Origin of the sequence: Streptomyces chartreusis (assembly GCF_008704715.1) — a bacterium.
Lineage (GTDB): Bacteria > Actinomycetota > Actinomycetes > Streptomycetales > Streptomycetaceae > Streptomyces > Streptomyces chartreusis.
In genome coordinates this window covers 7918987-7935313 of record NZ_CP023689.1, presented here as the reverse complement: position 1 = coordinate 7935313, position 16327 = coordinate 7918987, and the positions used below count along the sequence as shown (strand labels likewise).

Sequence of the window (16327 nt, the reverse complement as noted above, 5' to 3'; positions counted from 1 at the left end):
AGTGCCTCACATGCGTTCGAAGGAGCGGCGCAGCTCCCAGTCGGTCACCGCGGCGTCGAAGGCCTCGAGTTCGACGCGGGCCATGTTGCGGTAGTGGGCGACGACCTCGTCGCCGAAGGCGGCCTTGGCGATCGGGCTGTTCTCCCAGAGCTCGGCGGCCTCGCGCAGGGTCGTGGGGACGTGTTCGAAGTCGGCTGCGTAGGCGTTGCCGGGACAGGGCTCGGGCAGCTCCAGCTTCTGCTCGATGCCGTACAGGCCGGCGGCCACCAGCCCCGCCACCGCGAGGTGCGGGTTGACGTCGCCGCCGGGGAGGCGGTTCTCGAAGCGCATCGAGCGGCCGTGGCCGACGACGCGCAGGGAGCAGGTGCGGTTGTCGTATCCCCAGGCGACGGCGGTCGGCGCGAAGGAGCCCGGCTGGAACCTCTTGTAGGAGTTGATGTTGGGCGCGTACAGCAGGGAGAAGTCGCGCAGGGCGGCGAGCTGGCCTGCGAGGAAGTGGCGCATGACGTCCGACATGCCGCCCTCGCCGTCGCCGGCCATGGCGTTGTTGCCGGCGGCGTCCGCGAGGGAGAGGTGGATGTGGCAGGAGTTGCCCTCGCGCTCGTTGTACTTGGCCATGAAGGTGATCGAGACGCCCTCCTGGGCGGCGATCTCCTTGGTGCCGGTCTTGTAGATCGCGTGCTGGTCGCAGGTGACCAGGGCGTCGTCGTACTTGAAGGCGATCTCGTGCTGGCCGGGGTTGCACTCGCCCTTGGCCGACTCGACGGTGAGTCCGGCGCCCGCCATCTCGTTGCGGATGCGGCGCAGCAGCGGCTCGATCCGCCCGGTGCCGAGCACCGAGTAGTCGATGTTGTACTGGTTGGCCGGGGTGAGGTCGCGGTAGTTCGCGTCCCAGGCCTGCTCGTAGGTGTCCTTGAAGACGATGAATTCCAGCTCGGTGCCGACGTTCGCCGTGTAGCCGTGCTCGGCCAGGCGTTCCAGCTGGCGGCGCAGGATCTGGCGGGGCGCGGCGACCACGGGCGAGCCGTCGTTCCAGGCGAGGTCGGCGATCAGCATGGCCGTGCCGGCGTTCCACGGGACGCGGCGCAGGGTGGCCAGGTCCGGGTGCATGGCGAAGTCGCCGTAGCCGCGGTCCCAGGACGACATGGCGTAGCCCTCGACGGTGTTCATCTCGGTGTCGACGGCGAGGAGGTAGTTGCAGCCCTCGGTGCCGTGGTGAAGGACCTCGTCGAGGAAGAAGCGGGCGGCGAACCGCTTGCCCTGGAGCCGCCCTTGCATATCGGGGAACGCGAGGACGACAGTGTCGATCTCACCGCTCGCGACGAGGGCGTGCAGCTCCTCGACGCTCAGCGGGGGTGTGCGGTCTGCCACGGGAGAGCCTCCATTCGGCTACTTCGGTCAGCCGGGAGCCATAAGGTATTGCGCAGGACCATTGATTGGGAAGGGGGTCCGGCCATATGTCGCAGACGGGCACGGAGCACGGGGCGCCCGAAGAGCACGGGGCGACCGGGGCCGACGACGACCGGCTGACGTCGGTACTGCGGCCGGTGCGGGCCGGCAACGGCTTCGAGGAGGCCCTGGAGCAGATCCTCCAGGTCGTCCGGCTCGGCCTGGTGCCGGGCGGCGAACGGCTGCCCGCGGAGCGTGAGCTGGCCGACCGGCTGGGGATCAGCCGGGTGACACTGCGCGAGGTGCTGAAGGTGCTCCAGGACCAGGGCCTGGTGGAGTCCCGGCGCGGCCGCTACGGCGGCACGTTCGTCCTGCCGCGCCCCGCCAGCCCCGGCGAGGAGGAGCTGCGGCGCCGCCTGAAGGACGTCGACGTCGAGGACACGCTGCGCTTCCGCGAGGTGCTGGAGGTGGGCGCGGCCGGGCTGTGCGCGGCGCACGGGCTGGCCGAGGAGCAGGCGGACCGGCTGCGCGAGGCGCTGGCCCGCACGCACGACGCCCCGCTCGCCGAGTACCGCCGGCTGGACACCCTGCTGCACCTGACCCTGGCCGAACTGTCCGGCTCCCCCACGCTCACCGCCCAGTACGCGGCCGTGCGCGCGACCGTGAACGACCTGCTCGACTGCATCCCGCTGCTGGTGCGCAACCTGGAGCACTCGCAGCGCCAGCACACGGCTCTGGTGGAGGCCGTGATCGAGGGCAACGCGGAGTGCGCGCGGGAGATCATGCGCGAGCACTGCGGGGGCACGGCGGCACTGCTGCGGGGCTTCCTCGGCTGAGCGGCGCCCGGTCCCCGGTGCGGGTGGATTTACCGGCGATTAACGCAAGGGTATTGCGTTCGAGCGGCCGACCCGGCAAAGGTATGCATCCATTCCATTGAACCGGAGCCCGGTCGACCACCCCACCGTGCCCGGAAACGCCCGGTGTCCACCGCACGTGGGGAGTTGGCCATGTCCCTGGAATCCACGAACACACCACCCGCCGCCCCGGAGGCGGACGACTATCTCGAGCGCAGAGCCCTGCGCCGCGGCAGCGCCGGCTGGGTGCTGCTGACCGGACTCGGCGTCGCGTACGTCGTCTCCGGCGACTACTCGGGCTGGAACTTCGGTCTGGCCGAGGGCGGCTTCGGCGGCCTGGCGATCGCCATGGTCCTCATGGGCACCATGTACGCCTGCATGGTCTTCGCCCTCGCCGAGCTGTCCTCGATCCTGCCGACGGCGGGCGGCGGCTACGGCTTCGCCCGCCGCGCCCTCGGCCCCTGGGGCGGGTTCCTGACCGGTACGGCGATCCTCATCGAGTACGTCCTCGCGCCCGCCGCGATCGTCATCTTCATCGGCGACTACGTCGAGTCGCTGGGCCTGTTCGGCCTGGAGTCGGGCTGGCCGGTGTACCTGGTCTGCTTCGCGATCTTCCTCGGCATCCACCTCTGGGGCGTGGGCGAGGCACTGCGCTTCAGCTTCGTGGTCACCGGCATCGCCGTAGTGGCCCTGGTCGTGTTCGCGCTGGCGGCGCTGCCCGACTTCTCCATCGGCTCGCTGGACGACATCCCGGTCGACACCTCCGCGGCGGGTTCGAACTCCTGGCTGCCCTTCGGTCTGCTCGGCATCTGGGCCGCGTTCCCCTTCGGCATGTGGTTCTTCCTGGGCGTCGAGGGCGTGCCGCTGGCCGCGGAGGAGACCAAGGAGCCGGCCCGTACGCTGCCGAAGGCGATCCGCTGGTCGATGGCCATCCTGGTCGTGCTGGCCGTGGTGACCTTCTTCGCGGCGGCCGGCGCACGCGGCTCGGCGGCGATCCAGGAGGCGGGCAACCCGCTGGTGGAGGCGCTCCAGCCGGACGGCGAGGCGACGACGCTGAGCCGGATCGTGAACTACGCGGGCCTGGCCGGTCTGGTGGCGTCCTTCTTCTCCCTGATCTACGCCGGCTCGCGGCAGCTGTTCGCCCTGTCTCGCGCGGGCTACCTGCCCCGGTTCCTGTCCCTCACCAGCCGCCGCAAGGCGCCGTACCTGGGCCTGCTGGTGCCCGGCACGATCGGCTTCCTGCTGGCCGCGCTGTCCGGCAACGGCGCGCGGATGCTGAACATCGCCGTCTTCGGCGCGACCATCTCCTACGCCCTGATGTCCCTGTCGCACATCGTGCTGCGCCGCCGGGAGCCGGAGCTGGAGCGGCCGTACCGCACGCCGGGTGGGGTGCTGACCTCGTCGGTCGCGCTGGTGCTTGCGTGCGCGGCGCTGGTGGCCACGTTCCTGGTGGACGTGACGGCGGCGGTGATCGCGCTGGTGGTGTACGGGGTGGCGATCGCGTACTTCGGCCTCTACAGCCGTAGGCATCTGGTGGCCAAGGCTCCGGAGGAGGAGTTCGCGGCGCTGGCGGCGGCCGAGGCAGAGTTGGCACGGGACTGACGTTTCGAGAGTTGAGGGAGTTGCTGTGGCCAGGCCGCTGATCGGGGTCAGCACCTATCTGGAGTCAGGTGCGCGCTGGGGTGTGTGGGAGCTGGAGGCCGCGCTGCTGCCGGCCGGCTATCCCCGGCTGGTGCAGCGGGCGGGCGGCCTGGCCGCGATGCTGCCGCCGGACGACCCGGAGCACGCGGCCGCCGCCGTGGCCCGGCTGGATGGGCTGGTCATCGCCGGCGGACCGGACGTCGAGCCGGTCCGCTACGGCGCCGAGCGCGAGCCACGCACGGGACCCCCGGCGCGTGAGCGGGACGCGTGGGAGCTGGCGCTGATCGACGCGGCGCTCGCCGCCGGGGTGCCGCTGCTGGGCATCTGCCGGGGCATGCAGTTGCTGAACGTCGCCCTCGGCGGCACGCTCCGGCAGCACATCGACGGGCACGCGGAGGTCGTCGGCGTCTTCGGCAGCCACACCGTGAAGCCGGTGCCCGGCAGCCTGTACGCCGCCGCGGTACCGGAGGAGACGTCCGTACCGACCTACCACCACCAGGCCGTCGACCGCCTGGGCGAGGGCCTGATCGCGACGGCCTACGCGCCGGACGGCACGATCGAGGCGGTGGAACTGCCGTCGGCCGAGTGGGCGTTGGGGGTGCAGTGGCATCCGGAGATGGGCGAGGACCTGCGGGTGATGCGGGCATTGGTGCGGGCCGCGGGTGCGGGGTATGTCAGCCCCTCCGGCGTTTGAGGAGCGGGGTCTGGGGCGGAGCCCCAGAAGGACGGGGCGGGTAAGGGCGGCGGGGGCGAGGAGGTCACCCCCGGGTCAGCGCCAGCAGGTCGCGTGCCGGGCCCACCGGCCGGTGGCCCGTCGGCCAGACCGCCCGGAGGTCGCGGGCGAGGGTGACGTCCGCGAGGGGGATGCTGACCAGTCGCCGCATCGACAGCTCCTCCCCCACCGCCAGTTCACTGAGCACCGCCGGCCCCGCCCCGCTCACCGCCGCGGCCTTCACCGCGGTCGTCGACGACAACTCGATCAGCGGCCGCGCCAGACCCCCCAGCGCCGCGTCCAGCACCTGCCGCGTCCCCGACCCCTTCTCCCGCAGGATCAGCGGAGTCGCCGCCAGTTCCGACCCCTGAAGCGGCCGCCGCCGACGCGACCACAGATGCCCCGGCGCCGTCACCACGATCAGGTTGTCGTGGGCGATCACGACGGAGTCCAGCCCCGTCGGCACGGTCAGCCCCTCCACGAACCCCAGGTCCGCCTCGTCCGCCAGCAACCGCTCCGCCACCGCCGCCGAGTTCCCGGCGAGCAGGGACACCGCGGTGTCCGGCCGCTGCGCCCGCAGGGCGAGCAGCCAGCCCGGCAGCAGATACTCCGCGATCGTCATGCTCGCCGCCACCCGCAACCGCGAGTCCCGCCGATCCCGCAACGCCTGCGCCCCGGCGTCGAACGCCTCCGCCGCCTCCACGATCCGCCGCGCCCAGTCCGTCACCAGCGCACCGGCGTCCGTGAGCCGAGAGCCCCGGGGCGACCGGTCCACCAGGGCCACCCCGAGCTGACGCTCCATCGACCGGATCCGGCTGCTCGCCGCGGGCTGGGTGATCCCCAGCTCACGCGCCGCCCCACCGAGGGAGCCGAGCCGCGCGACCGCCAGCAACAGCTCCAACCCGCCGAGATCCGGGACGCGGTGCGCCAGGGTTCCCGCGCGAAACTGCCCCTCCGCCGCCTGAGTCATAAGCCCAGTTTATGTCGCCATAGAGGCAGACTCCCTGGTGGGAGACGACCGGCGCAACCACCCTGAGCACATGGTCACCGTCGCCCGTCACCCCGGGCCCATTCGTAGCCTCGGCACGGTCCGTCACCTCGGACCCAACTGGTACTCCGCCGTCATGGGTACCGCCGCCGTCGCCACCGCCGGCGCCGGACTGCCACTGCGCATACCCGGCCTGCGCACCCTGTGCACAGCGGTCTGGGCGCTCTCCCTCCTCCTGCTGCTCGCCCTGCTCGGCGCCCGCGCCCGGCACTGGACCCGCCACCGCGACCAGGCCCGCGCCCACCTCCTCGACCCGGCGATGGCGCCCTTCTACGGCTGCCTGTCCATGGCCCTGCTCGCGGTCGGCGGCGGCGCCCTCACCGTCGGCCGGGACTGGATCGGCTCCGCGGCGGCGGTAGCGCTCGACGCCGTGCTGTTCGTCGCCGGTACGGCGATCGGTCTCGCGGCCGCCGTCGCCGTCCCGTACCTCATGGCCGTACGTCATCGCATCGAGCCCTCGCAGGCCACGCCCGTGTGGCTGCTGCCGCTCGTCGCGCCGATGGTGTCCGCCGCGCTCGGGCCGCTGCTGGTGCCGCATCTGCCGCCCGGGCAGGCCCGGGAGACGCTGCTGCTCGCCTGTGTCGCGATGTTCGGGCTCAGCCTGCTCGCCACCCTGCTGATGCTGCCGCTGGTCTTCGCCCGGCTGATCACCGGCGGCCCGCTGCCCCTCGCGCTCACCCCGACCCTGTTCCTGGTGCTGGGCCCGCTCGGGCAGTCCACCACCGCCGTCGGCGCGTTCGCCGACGTAGCCCCGGGCGTGGTCCCGGCGCCGTACAGCGAGGGTTTCGGGATTCTCGCGGTCCTGTACGGCGTGCCCGTGATGGGCTTCGCGCTGTTGTGGTTCGGGCTGGCCACCGCCCATGTGGTGCGCGCCCGCCGGCACGGCATGGGCTTCGCGATGACCTGGTGGGCGTTCACCTTCCCGGTCGGCACCTGTGTCACCGGCGCCGCGGCGCTGGCCCGGCACACCGGGCTCGTGGTCTACGAAGGGCTGGCCATCGGGCTGTACGCCGTGCTCGTCGTGGCCTGGGCCGCGGCGGCCGTCCACACCGCCCGCGGACTGTTCAGCGGCGCGCTGCTCGCAGCGCCTCGGACAACACTCGTGGTGCCTCGGTCAGTGACGGGCCGTACCACGTCAGGTGCCGCCCGCTGACGAGCGCGCAGGGCAGGCCGGGGAACGCCTCCGGGCCGTCGTCGGCGGTGAAGCGGTAGGGCTCGTCGGGCAGCACGACCACGTCCGGGGCCGCCGCGAGCAGGTCGTCCAGGGGGATGCGCGGGTAGCGGTCCTCGTGGGCCGCATACAGGTGATCCACGCCGAGGCGGGCCAGAACGTCGCCGGCGAAGGTGTCGCGGCCCAGCACCATCCAGGGCCGCCGCCAGATCGGCACCACGGCCGTCGTACGGCGGTCCGGGGCCGACGGCGACGACCAGGTCCGCTCCGCCTCGTCCAGCCAGCGAGGGCGGGCCCGCACCCCGCAGGCGTCCAGCACGCGAGCCAGCTCGCGGAAGGCCTGCGGGACGTCCCGCACCTCGGTCACCAGGACCTCGATGCCGGCCGTGCGCAGGTCGTCGAGGTCGGAGGCGCGGTTCTCCTCCTCGTTGGCGATCACCAGGTCGGGCGCGAGGGCGACGATCCGGTCCGCCTTCGGGTTCTTGGTGCCGCCGACGCGGGTGACGTCCAGGCCGACGGGGTGGCTGCACCAGTCCGTGGCACCGACGAGGGCGCCCGGGGCGGAGACGGCCACGGCCTCGGTCAGGGACGGCACCAGGGAGACGACGCGCATCAGCGTCGCGGCCGGTCCCGGACCGCCTCGATGTGCTCCGCCACCGCGACGACGACCACACGGGTGTCCGGCACGGTCGCGCGCCAGCGGTGGCGCACCCCGCCGGTGAGGTAGAGGGTGTCGCCGCGGCCGAGGCGATAGGCGCGGCCCTCGGCCTCGATCTCGACGGCGCCGTCGGCGACGTACATCAACTGGTCGTTGCGGTACTGGAATTCACGGCCCGCGTCGTGGTCGCCGGTGAACTCCGAGGCGTGCATCTGGTGGTGACCGCGCACCAGGGACCGCGTGCGGGGCTCCGGCGCCAGTTCGGTGGTGTCGGCCCGCACGACGTCGACGCTGCACGCGGGGTCGGCGGCGGCGAGGAGTTCGACGGCGGTCGTCCGCAGCGCGTCGGCGACCTTCTCCAGGGAGCTTCGGCTGGGGCGCGCCCGGTCGTTCTCGACCTGGCTCAGGAAGGGCACCGACAGGCCGCTGCGTTCGGCCACGACGGCGAGCGTGAGGTCCAGCGCGCGGCGTCGCCGCCGTACGGCCGCGCCCACCCGAAGGGGTTGTTCTTTGTGGTCGCCCATCGCTCCGGCTCCCTCCTTCGCTCGTCGGTCCACTGTCCTCGCGCCCGACTTCCGGCGCACACCTTCTGTTGAGTTCTCTGCACCCTACGCATGTTCGGCAAACCGTTTCACGCGGCCGTCACATCGACGACACATCGGGTGAGGTACGACCCACAGGTTCGCGCCAGCCGATCCGCTCGCGCGACCCGCCGGGCGCCCCCGTGGCACCCCTGACTGCCGCTCAGTACGCGAGCGCCGCTGTTCTGTTCAATGCGTCCGCACACTCCTATCTTCCCTCTTCCGTGCCGATGGGCGGGCCTGCGGAAAGAGATGGTGAGGGAAAGCGCGCGGCGGCGGGAAGTCGGTGCCGGTCGGAGGGAGTTCGTACGGCCCGGTTCAGGTGGTGGGATAGCGCTGCGTGGTTGGCCGGATCCTTTTCGTAGCATGCCGGGCGACTATGCGGAGACGCCGCGAGGGGTGGGCCGGCCGTACGGAGGGGAAAACGTACGGCGTGACCCACCCCTCGGGTGGCGGTCGGGCCCGTCAGGTCACCCGGCCGCCTGGCTCTTCTCCTGGGACCCGGCGACCGGGGCCCACTTGTCCAGCAGGCCCGGGTTCTGCTTCAGCCAGGTGCGTACCGCGTCCTGCTCCTTGCCCTTGCCGGCCTTGGTGATCTGCGACTCCAGGCTCGTGAGCTGCTTCTCGGTCATGGAGAAGTCCTTCAGCCACTTGCCGACCTCGGGGTTGTCCCCGGCGAAGCCCTTGCGGGCCAGCGTGTGCACGCCGTCGCCCTTGCCCCAGGCGCCCTTGGGGTCCTTGAGCTTGGTCAGGTCGTAGTCGCTGTAAGCCCAGTGCGGCGACCAGAGCGTGACGAGGACGGGCTCCTTCTTGGCGTACGCGCGCTTGAGCTCGGCGAGCATCGCGGGCGTGGAGCCGTCCACGACCTCGTACGTGCCCTCCAGGCCGTACTTCTTGAGGACCGTGTCCTTGAGCATGCCCATCATTCCGGCGCTCGGCTCGATGCCGATGATCTTGCCCTTGAACTTGGAGGCGTTGTTCTTGAGGTCCTCCAGCGAGTTCACGCCCTTGACGTACGAGGGGACGCTGAGCTCCAGGGACGTGGGGCCGTACCAGGAGCCGAGGTCCTCCAGCTGCTTCCCGTACTTCTTCCAGTACTCGGCGTGCGTGGTGGGCAGCCAGGAATCCGTCTCGAAGTCGATCTGGCCGGTGGCGAGGCCGGTGTAGAGGGGCCCTGCGGCGTACTGGCTGGTGGTGACCTTGAAGCCGCGCCGCTCCAGCAGTTCCTTCCAGAGGTACGTGGAGGCGATGCCCTCGTCCCACGGGATGTACCCGATCTTGAGCTCCTTGCCCTTGCCGACGTCCGTGGCGGAGGCCTCGGCGGTGCCGGAGGTGGGGCCGAAGACGCCCATGCCGCCCGCGACGAGGGCCAGGGCGGCCACGCCGGCGACGGCGACGACCGGGCGGGGGCGGTGGTTCCAGACCTTGACGCCGCCCGCGGCACGCGCCTTGGCGGCGGCACGGCGGCCGAGCGGGGAGATCTGCGCGCCGAGCGCGCCGGTGATGCGGTCCAGGTAGATGGCGAGGACGACGATGCCGACGCCCGCCTCGAAGCCGAAGCCGATGTCGAGCTGACCGATGGCCTCGTTGACCGCGCCGCCGAGGCCGCCGGTGCCGACCATGCCGGCGATGACGACCATCGAAAGGCTCAGCATGATGACCTGGTTGACGCCCGCCATGATCGTCGGCAGGGCGAGCGGCAGCTGGACGCGCAGCAGGGTGTCCCGGGGTGTGGTGCCGAACGCCTCGGCCGCCTCGACCAGCTCGGCATCGACCTGGCGGATGCCGAGCTCGGTCATGCGGACGCCGGGGGCGAGCGCGAAGATCAGGGTGGCGATGACGCCGGCGGCGGTGCCCAGGCCGAAGAAGAGGATGGCCGGGATCAGCAGCACCATCGACGGCATCGTCTGGAGCAGGTCCAGGACGGGCCGCACGGTCGCGCTGACCGTCCTGGAGCGGGCCGCCCAGATGCCCAGCGGGATCGACAGCACCAAGGCGATGACGGTGGCGACCAGGACGAGGGCCAGCGTCGACATGGCGCGGTCCCACAGCTCCAGCGAGTCGACCAGCACGAACCCGCCGAAGGCGAGGACGCCCGCGACCACACCGCGCAGCCACCAGGCCAGCACGGCGAAGATGCCGGCGAGGAGCAGCGGCTCGGGGGCCGTCAGGACGGCGTTGACGCCGTCGTACATGCCCTCCACGACCGCCTTGATCGCGTCGAAGAGCCAGCCCATGTGGGCGACCAGCCAGTCCACGCCGGAGTCGACCCAGTCGCCGAGATGCAGCCTAGGCATGGGCGATCACCTTCCCCTCGGGGTTGTCGCAGGGGGAAGGATCGGCGCTCTCGTCGCCGAGGAACCCGACCAGCCGCTGGCGCGGTACGACGCCGATGACCCGGTTCTCCTCGTCCACGACCGTCACGCGGTGCGACAGGCGCGCGCTGATCGCGCACAGCTCCACGAACGGCGTCTCGCTGGTCGCGGTCTCGCAGGTGCACAGCGGGGCGTCGGCAGTGACCGAGGTGTCCATGAGGGCGCCCGCGGTCAGCACGCGCGAGCGGTCGACGTCCTGGATGAAGGAGGCGACGTAGTCGTTGGCCGGGCGCAGGAGGATGTCCTCGGCGCTGCCGGTCTGCACGATGCGGCCGTCGCGCATGACGGCGATGCGGTCGCCGAGGCGCATGGCCTCGTTGAGGTCGTGGGTGATGAAGACGATCGTCTTCTTCAGGGTCTTCTGGAGCTGGAGCAGCTGGTCCTGCATGTCGCGGCGGATCAGCGGGTCGAGCGCGCTGAAGGACTCGTCCATCAGCAGCAGATCGGCGTCGGTGGCCAGCGCGCGGGCGAGGCCCACACGCTGCTGCATGCCGCCGGACAGCTCGTCGGGCCAGGACTTCTCCCAGCCGCCCAGACCGCACAGCTGAAGGGCCTCGGCGGCACGCTTCTCGCGCTCGGCGCGGGGCACACCCTGGACGGCGAGGCCGTAGGCGGCGTTCTCCAGCACGCTGCGGTGCGGGAACAGCGCGAAGTGCTGGAACACCATGCTGATCTTCTTGGCGCGGACCTCGCGCAGCTCGCGGTCGCTGATCGCGGTCAGGTCCCGGCCGTCGAAGCGGACGTGGCCCGCGGTCGGCTCCAGGAGCCCGTTGAGCAGGCGCAGCAAGGTGGACTTGCCGGACCCGGACAGGCCCATGACGACGAAGATCTGGCCGGGTTCGACGGTGAAGGAGGCGTCGATCACGGCGGCGGTGGTGCCGTCGGCGCGCAGCTCCTCACGGTCGGCTCCCTGGCGGAGCCGCTCGACGGCCTTCTCCGGTCGTCTGCCGAACACCTTGTACAGATGGTCGGCCTCAAGCCTGGATGACACGGGTACCTCTTGTCTCGACGGCAGATGAAAGGAGCGACTGGCGCAACAGTTGCGCAGGGGGCGTCGCTCCGGGCTGGCGCCTGCCCTGCTTCCCGGCACACAAACGCACAAGTGGTCCAGGCCACAGGGCGGGCACGCAGCGCGACACGGCGCTCACCGAACGGCTCGGCGTCGGTGCCGTACGGCATGACGGCTCGATGTCAGTGCCGTACGGCATGATGCGAGGCGTGACCGGACGACTGATGCTCCTCGACACCGCCTCGCTGTACTTCCGCGCCTACTTCGGCGTCCCGGACTCCGTGAGGGCGCCGGACGGCTCCCCGGTGAACGCCGTGCGCGGGCTCCTCGACTTCATCGACCGCCTGGTCAAGGACCACCGGCCGGACGCGCTCGTGGCCTGCATGGACGCCGACTGGCGGCCCGAGTGGCGGGTCGAGCTGATCCCCTCCTACAAGGCCCACCGGGTCGCCGAGGAGCGCGAGGTGGGCCCGGACGAGGAGGAGGTGCCGGACACGCTGTCGCCGCAGGTGCCGGTCATCGAGGCCGTCCTGGACGCGCTCGGCATCGCGCGCGTGGGCGTCGCCGGGTACGAGGCGGACGACGTGATCGGCACGTTCACGGCACGCGCGAAGGGCCCGGTCGACATCGTCACCGGCGACCGCGACCTGTACCAGCTGGTGGACGACGAGCGCGGGGTGCGGGTGCTGTATCCCCTCAAGGGCGTCGGCACCCTCCAGCTCACCGACGAGAGCTGGCTGCGCGAGAAGTACGGCGTCGACGGCGGCGGGTACGCCGATCTGGCGCTGCTGCGCGGCGACCCGAGCGACGGCCTGCCGGGCGTGCCCGGGATCGGCGAGAAGACGGCCGCGAAGCTGCTGGCCGAGTTCGGCGACGTGGCCGGGATCATGGCGGCGGTCGACGACCCGAAGGCCAGGCTGACGGCCTCGCAGCGCAAGCGGCTGGACGAGTCGCGGCCGTATGTCGCCGTCGCCCCGAAGGTCGTACGGGTCGCGCAGGACGTCCCGCTGCCCGACGTCGACACCACGCTGCCGCGCACGCCCCGGGATCCGGCGGGCCTTGACGAGCTGGCGGCGCGCTGGGGGCTGGGCGGGTCGCTCCAGCGGCTTCTGGTGACCCTGGGGGCGTGAGACGACGGGGCGTGAAAGCGCGTCCCGGTCGCGCGCTTGGGGCTCGTGACACGGGGAATTCGTTCCGTAGATGAGCGACATGCACCGATCCATGAACGTTCATAGCGGCATTCGCCAGGCGGAGGTGCTAACTTAGGTAAACCTAAGCTTGGAACGAGGGAGGCCAGTGATGGCGCTACGCCCTGCCCGCAAGCCGCGGAAGCCCCACTGCGCGCAGGTCATCCGTACCGAACGGCTGACCCCGCACATGCAGCGTGTGGTGCTGGGCGGTGAGGGGCTCGCCGATTTCGCGGCCGACACCTGCACGGACCATTACGTGAAGATGCTGTTCTCCCCCGACGGCGCGAGCTACCCCGAGTCGTTCGACCTGGAGCGCATCCGCGAGGAGCTGCCGCGCGAGCAGTGGCCGGTGACGCGCACGTACACCGTGCGGGCCTGGGATCCCGAGCATCGTGAACTGACCCTGGACTTCGTGCTGCACGGCGACGAGGGCCTGGCCGGCCCCTGGGCGATGCGCGCCGAGCCGGGCGAGACCGCGCATTTCATGGGCCCCGGCGGCGCCTACGCCCCCGACCCGGACGCCGACTGGCATCTGCTCGTCGGCGACGAGAGCGCGCTGCCCGCGATCGCGCGTTCCCTGGAGTCGCTGCCGGAGGGTGTCACGGCGTATGCCTTCGTGGAGATCTCCGGCCCCGAGGAGGAGCAGAAGATCGACTCCGACGTGGAGGTCAGCTGGCTGCACCGCGGCTCGCGGCCGGTCGGCGAGGCGCTGGTCGAGGCCGTGCGCACGCTCGCCTTCCCGGAGGGCCGGGTGCACGCGTTCGTGCACGGCGAGGCCCACTTCGTGAAGGAGCTGCGCCAACTGCTGCGCGTCGACCGCGGCATCCCCCGCGAGGACCTCTCCATCTCCGGCTACTGGCGCCTCGGCCACAACGAGGACGGCTGGCAGGCGTCGAAGCGGGACTGGAACGCCCGGATCGAGGCGGAGCAGGAGGGGGCGGCGCCGGCGGCGTAGCCCTGAGCGGACGTTCGGAAGGGGCGGCACCCTCGCGGGGTGCCGCCCCTTTTGTGTGCCCTCAGACCGAGCGCTGGTAGGAGCGGAACGTCCGGATGGACAGCCACACCGCGGCGACCGCCAGCGCCAGCAGCCCGCCGCCCCGGGTGAGGACGTCGCCCCAGTCGGGGTGGTCGGACATCGCCGAACGGCCCGCGACCATGGCCCAGTTGAGCGGGTTGAAGTCGGCGATGTGCCGCATCCAGCCAGGCATCTGCGACGGCGCCATGAAGGCGGAGGAGAGGAAGGTCAGCGGCAGCAGCAGGAAGGTGTTGATGCCGATGATCGACTCGCGCTCCTGCACCAGCATGCCGAGTGCGTTGGACAGCGCCCCGAAGACCGTGCCGAGCAGGACCGCGGCGACGACCAGGACGGCGATACCGACGATGCCGCCCGGGTAGTCGGCGCCGCCCAGCAGGCCGAGCAGCACGATGACGACCGACTGGAGGGCGGTGACGAGGCCGTTGTTGACGACGTTGCCGTTCATCAGCGCTGCCCGGCTGACCGGGGTGGTCAGGAACCGGTCGAGGGTGCCGCGCTGGATCTCGTCCAGTGTGGTCATCCCCGCCCACATGTTGGAGCTGAGGGCGCTCATCACGACGACGCCGGGCACCAGGTAGTCGAGGTAGGAGGTGGTGCCGAAGCCGCCGAGCTCGACGACCTTCCTGAAGAGACTGCCGAACAGGAAGAGCCAGATGACCGGTTGGATCAGGGTGATGATCGCGTAGGCAGGCTGCCGTACGAACACCATGAGTTGACGCTGCGTCATGTACCAGGTCTGGGAGATCGCGGTGCTCATCGGGCGCCTCCGGTTCCGGCGAGGACGAGGTCCTCGGAGCGGTCGGCCCCGGCCTCGGCCTCGGCGTAACGGCGGCCCGCGTAGCGGAGATAGACGTCGTCCAGGGACGGGCGGGCGACTGTCGCGGTGGCGACTCCGACCCCGGCGCGTTCCAGCGCGGCGAGCAGCGCGGGCATCGCCGCGGCGCCTTCGTCGGCCCGGACACTGACGCGGCGCCCGTCGACCAGCACCTCGTGCACGCCCGGCAGCCCGTCGAGGGCGCCGACGAGGAGCGTACGTCCCGCGTCCCCGACCGATTGACGCAGCTCCACATGGACGGCGTCACCGCGGAGTTCGCCCTTGAGGGCGTCCGGGGTGCCGGCGACGACGATCCGGCCGCGGTCGACGATCGCGATGCGATCGGCGAGCCGGTCGGCCTCCTCCAGATAGTGCGTGGTGAGCAGGACGGTCATGCCGTCCTCGACGGCCAGCCGCCCGATCTCGTCCCACATCGCGGCGCGGGTCTCGGGGTCGAGTCCGGTGGTGGGCTCGTCCAGGAACAGCACCTCGGGCCGGTGCACCAGCCCGAGGGCGACGTCGAGGCGGCGGCGCATACCGCCGGAGTACCCCTTGACCGGGCGGTCGGCGGCGTCGGTGAGCCGGAAGCGGTCGAGCAGCTCGGCGACCCTGCGGCCGAGGTCGGCGCGGCCCAAGCCGTACAGCCTGCCCTGCAGTTGCAGGTTCTCGCGCCCGGTAGCGACCGGGTCGGCGCCGGAGCTCTGGGCGACCACGCCGATCGCGCGGCGCACCCGGTCCGGGTGGCGCAGCACGTCGTGGCCGGCGACGGTGGCCGAGCCCGAGTCGGGTCGGGCCAGGGTGGTGAGGATCTTGACGGTGGTGGACTTGCCTGCGCCGTTGGGCCCGAGGAGGCCGAAGACGGTGCCCGGCTCGACGGTGATGTCCATGCCGTCGAGTGCGGTGACGTCGCCGTAGGTCTTGATCAGTTGGCGCGCCTCGACCGCGGGCGCACGGGTGCCTGGACTGGTACTGCTCATGACGACTGCTCTCCTGGTGAGCGGATGCGTGATCGATCCGCGTGAGGAGCGCCGGGCTATCCTGGGTGTGCCGCACCTCGATCGCCCGGTCGCGCCTCACGGCGGACTCGGTTCGGGGTTCGAGACCCTGGCGGGGCTGCTGCAACAGCACCGCCGGGGTCTGTTTTCTCGGAGTCGCTGGGCGAACTCCCGTTCCTGGAGCTGCTAGGTGAACTCCTGCGGCATCTCCCCCGTCTCGTGATACCGCCGCCACGGCTCGACGCCGGGCAGGGTGCCCTTCCTGATCTCCTCGAGGAAGCCGCGGACCCACTCGGTCTGCGCCTCGACCATGTGCAACTGGTACTCGGTCTCGACCAGGAAGAGCCGCGGCAGCGTCTCGTAGAGCTTCTCCAGCGCTCCACGGCCGCTCGCCGCCTGCACCTCCAGGGCCTTGACCCGCTCCTCCAGCAGCCGCACCACCTCGTCGGGCGGCAGCGCGCCCATCAGCGAGAGAGCGGTCTCGAAGATCGGGTACTCCTTCGCGGGCACGGCCATGAGGTCCGACAACCACTCGGTCATCTCCTCACGGCCGGCCTCGGTGAGCCCGTACACCGTGCGCTCGGGCCGGTTTCCCTGCTTCTGCACCTCCGTGACCTCGACGAATCCGTGCTTCTCGAGGTTCTGCACGACGGTGTACAGCGAGCCGTAGTTGATCTTCGTACTGGCGTCCTTGCCCTGCTGCCGCAGGGTCTGCGCAATCTCGTACGGATGCATCGGCTTCTGCCAGAGGGTCGTCAGCACGGCGAGCGCGAGCGGGTTACCGAGCTTGCGACGCCTCAGGGCCATGATGTCCACCTCGCATCCGGATATTCGTGGCCGAACATATCGCGAGC

At 71.3% G+C, this 16327-nt stretch carries 15 protein-coding genes; 6 read left to right on the top strand and 9 right to left on the bottom strand.

Annotated elements, in window-relative coordinates:
- Positions 1-6 precede the first annotated feature (6 nt).
- Positions 7-1371, bottom strand: coding sequence for a glutamine synthetase family protein (locus tag CP983_RS35050; RefSeq protein ID WP_030953866.1), 1365 nt, complete (start codon positions 1369-1371; stop codon positions 7-9).
- A gap of 86 nt (positions 1372-1457) precedes the next feature.
- On the opposite strand from CP983_RS35050, the gene CP983_RS35045 reads away from it, so the two are divergent.
- The 3 genes from CP983_RS35045 to CP983_RS35035 all read left to right on the top strand — a co-directional run bounded on the left by CP983_RS35045 (position 1458) and on the right by CP983_RS35035 (position 4578).
- Complete coding sequence (locus CP983_RS35045) at positions 1458-2225, top strand: FadR/GntR family transcriptional regulator (protein ID WP_150504066.1); 768 nt, start codon at positions 1458-1460, stop codon at positions 2223-2225.
- Between the two features lie 171 nt (positions 2226-2396).
- Positions 2397-3845 (top strand): ethanolamine permease, encoded by a 1449-nt coding sequence (gene eat, locus CP983_RS35040; RefSeq protein ID WP_125529031.1) that lies wholly within the window; start codon positions 2397-2399, stop codon positions 3843-3845.
- A gap of 37 nt (positions 3846-3882) precedes the next feature.
- Entirely contained in the window at positions 3883-4578 is a 696-nt protein-coding gene (locus CP983_RS35035) for a gamma-glutamyl-gamma-aminobutyrate hydrolase family protein (RefSeq protein ID WP_189749003.1), read from the top strand.
- A 64-nt stretch (positions 4579-4642) separates the two neighbouring features.
- On the opposite strand, the gene CP983_RS35030 is transcribed toward CP983_RS35035, so the two are convergent.
- On the bottom strand, positions 4643-5566 hold the full coding sequence (locus CP983_RS35030) for a LysR family transcriptional regulator (RefSeq protein WP_107909284.1): 924 nt from the start codon (positions 5564-5566) through the stop codon (positions 4643-4645).
- 70 nt (positions 5567-5636) lie between these two features.
- Here CP983_RS35030 and CP983_RS35025 point away from each other — a divergent pair, with 70 nt between their 5' ends.
- Positions 5637-6797: a TDT family transporter gene (locus tag CP983_RS35025; protein WP_150504062.1), complete on the top strand. Its 1161-nt coding sequence runs from the start codon at positions 5637-5639 to the stop codon at positions 6795-6797.
- Here CP983_RS35025 and CP983_RS35020 read toward each other — a convergent pair.
- The 4 genes from CP983_RS35020 to CP983_RS35005 form a co-directional block, all read right to left on the bottom strand.
- Positions 6709-7428, bottom strand: a complete 720-nt coding sequence (locus tag CP983_RS35020) for a helical backbone metal receptor (protein ID WP_150504060.1) — start codon at positions 7426-7428, stop codon at positions 6709-6711. The two genes, CP983_RS35025 and CP983_RS35020, sit on opposite strands and share 89 nt — an antisense overlap.
- On the bottom strand, positions 7428-7997 hold the full coding sequence (locus CP983_RS35015) for a helix-turn-helix domain-containing protein (protein ID WP_093909031.1): 570 nt from the start codon (positions 7995-7997) through the stop codon (positions 7428-7430). Before CP983_RS35015 ends, CP983_RS35020 begins: the two co-directional genes overlap by 1 nt.
- A gap of 527 nt (positions 7998-8524) precedes the next feature.
- On the bottom strand, positions 8525-10351 hold the full coding sequence (locus tag CP983_RS35010) for an ABC transporter permease/substrate binding protein (protein ID WP_150504058.1): 1827 nt from the start codon (positions 10349-10351) through the stop codon (positions 8525-8527).
- Positions 10344-11420, bottom strand: coding sequence for a quaternary amine ABC transporter ATP-binding protein (locus CP983_RS35005; protein ID WP_125528731.1), 1077 nt, complete (start codon positions 11418-11420; stop codon positions 10344-10346). The genes CP983_RS35010 and CP983_RS35005 overlap by 8 nt, the downstream gene beginning before the upstream one ends.
- 197 nt (positions 11421-11617) lie before the next feature.
- Between CP983_RS35005 and CP983_RS35000 the strand changes: the two genes are divergently transcribed.
- On the top strand, positions 11618-12568 hold the full coding sequence (locus CP983_RS35000; RefSeq protein WP_189748977.1) for a 5'-3' exonuclease: 951 nt from the start codon (positions 11618-11620) through the stop codon (positions 12566-12568).
- 169 nt (positions 12569-12737) lie between these two features.
- Positions 12738-13583: a siderophore-interacting protein gene (locus tag CP983_RS34995; RefSeq protein ID WP_150504056.1), complete on the top strand. Its 846-nt coding sequence runs from the start codon at positions 12738-12740 to the stop codon at positions 13581-13583.
- A 61-nt stretch (positions 13584-13644) separates the two neighbouring features.
- Here CP983_RS34995 and CP983_RS34990 read toward each other — a convergent pair whose 3' ends face one another.
- The 3 genes from CP983_RS34990 to CP983_RS34980 form a co-directional block, all read right to left on the bottom strand.
- A complete protein-coding gene (locus CP983_RS34990; protein ID WP_150504054.1) occupies positions 13645-14421 on the bottom strand; it encodes an ABC transporter permease in 777 nt (258 codons plus the stop codon).
- The gene (locus tag CP983_RS34985) at positions 14418-15455 is read right to left on the bottom strand and encodes an ATP-binding cassette domain-containing protein (protein ID WP_150504052.1); all 1038 of its coding nucleotides are present in this window, start codon (positions 15453-15455) and stop codon (positions 14418-14420) included. Before CP983_RS34985 ends, CP983_RS34990 begins: the two co-directional genes overlap by 4 nt.
- Before the next feature lie 204 nt (positions 15456-15659).
- Entirely contained in the window at positions 15660-16280 is a 621-nt protein-coding gene (locus tag CP983_RS34980) for a PadR family transcriptional regulator (RefSeq protein ID WP_107909464.1), read from the bottom strand.
- Positions 16281-16327 lie beyond the last annotated feature (47 nt).